General features: G+C 56.9%; 1 protein-coding gene and 1 pseudogene. Both read right to left on the bottom strand.

Annotated elements, in window-relative coordinates; all coding sequences use genetic code 11:
* Positions 1–272 (bottom strand): annotated as a pseudogene (locus ACTG34_RS13670) (flagellar biosynthesis protein); the annotation flags it as partial.
* Positions 272–1771, bottom strand: a 1500-nt coding sequence (fliF, locus tag ACTG34_RS13665) for a flagellar basal-body MS-ring/collar protein FliF (RefSeq protein ID WP_439105423.1), incomplete at its 5' end; no start/stop codon positions are given. The gene fliF and the pseudogene ACTG34_RS13670, both read right to left, overlap by 1 nt.

The raw sequence follows: 1771 nt of genomic DNA, 5'->3' as shown, positions 1-1771 counted from the left end.
GATTTGATGATGTGGGATCGCGCCTCGTGAAAGGTGAAACCCAAATCTTGCAAGTTGCGTTCGAGTTCCGCACCGATTTTTGTACGAACGGACTCGTCGGCTGCGATGGCATCATCCCACCCCGCTTTGTAACCCGCCTCGTACCCTGTTGCGCGCGCTTGCTCTACAGCTCGAAGGCGTGCACGCTCTTGCATTTCTTGTTCTGGGGTAACGGATTTTGGCGAGTCTCTTCGACCTGAACCAAAGTCTTCGAAAGGGAATAGGGATGACATCAGGCCGTTCCCTCCGCATCTTCAATCCAGCTGCGCAGAATTTCGACTGTTTCTTCTTCGCGATCTTCGATCAACTTTTTAAGCCGCTTTACGGGATCGGTCGGCATGCCAAAGTCCTCACCAAGATCGAAGTCGGACACAACGCCAAGGCTCGGCAGCTCAAACCCGCCATCGTCCATGCTATTGGTGAGCGCGGGCGGATCGAAACTCGGGCTTTCCAACGCGGGCAGAGACGTATCGCCAAGGGGCTGGTTTTCGGAAACAGGGCTTGCCAATGCGGGCACAGTGACGGGCTTGGCAAGGATAGGACGCACAACAAATAGCCCAAGGACAAGAGACACAACGGTCAGTACGGCGAGCTGTAAAATGCGCATTATATCAAGATTCGCGACTGAAAAAGGTGACGGGCTTGCGGCTGTTCCTTCGACCAAAACGGGTTCGAATTCCATGGACCGGATCGTTAACGAATCGCCGCGCGCTTCGTCCAGCCCGATTGCTGAGGCCACCAGTGCCTCAAGTGCGGACAGCTCGTCATCGCTCCGTGCGCTCCAAACGGCCGTCTCTGTTTCAGGGTCTAATGTAGTGATTCCGTCAATAAGTACAGCAACCGTGAGGCGTTTGACCGCACCGGGCATGCGTTGTAACTCGCGCGTTGTTTCGGACACTTCATAGTTAATGCTCTCGCGTGTTTCAGAGTTGTTGGACGAGGCATCTCCGCCGTTGGCCGCATCGCCATTGGGGAGGTTGGACGCAACTGTAACCGCGCCGCTTCGCGTATCCGTTGATGATGTGGTGCGCTCTTCGGTTTGGGTACTGATGGCGACGCGCGTGTCCGGATCAAAGCGGCGTTCAGTAATCGATTCGACATCTGTCACGGGTTCGACCGACACCTCGACAACGGCGCGCCCTTTGCCAACACGTGCCTCCAAAAGGCGTAGCACGTTTTGACGTAATGTTTCAGCCTTGTCAGAGCTTTCGGGCAGTCCGGAGAGTGGGTCATCGCCGGAGATGACAACCCCGCGGCGTCCGTCAATGACAGAGACATCTTCTGCCGATAGGCCTGATACGGCAGATGCGACAAGGTACTTATACCCCTGTGCCTGTTGGGTGGACACGCTCCCCGACGCCGCTGTGACCGTTACAGAGGCGGTGGCGGCCGTCCCGCGCGTGAATGGAGACGACGATGGGTTGGCAATATGAACGCGTGCAGTGCTAATCTGGGGTGACGACACGATGGTACGCGCCAATTCGCCCTCTTTCGCACGCCAGTACGCCGCATCGAACATCTGTGCGGTCGTCCCGAAGCCGGATAGCGAATCTAGCAGCTCATATCCTGAGGTCGAATTTGCCGGTAAGCCCTCGGACGCAAGCACCATGCGCAATTGATCTCGGTCGGTACTCGGCACAAAAATTGCGCCGCCCCGCACCTCATGAGCGATACCGCGCTGTTCGAGTGCCGCGACGACTTCCCCCGCTGCGGAAGGCTCTAAACCTGAATA

Source organism: Celeribacter marinus (genome assembly GCF_965656515.1).
Taxonomy (GTDB): Bacteria; Pseudomonadota; Alphaproteobacteria; order Rhodobacterales; family Rhodobacteraceae; genus Celeribacter; species Celeribacter marinus_D.
This window is presented reverse-complemented; position numbering and strand designations above follow the sequence as displayed.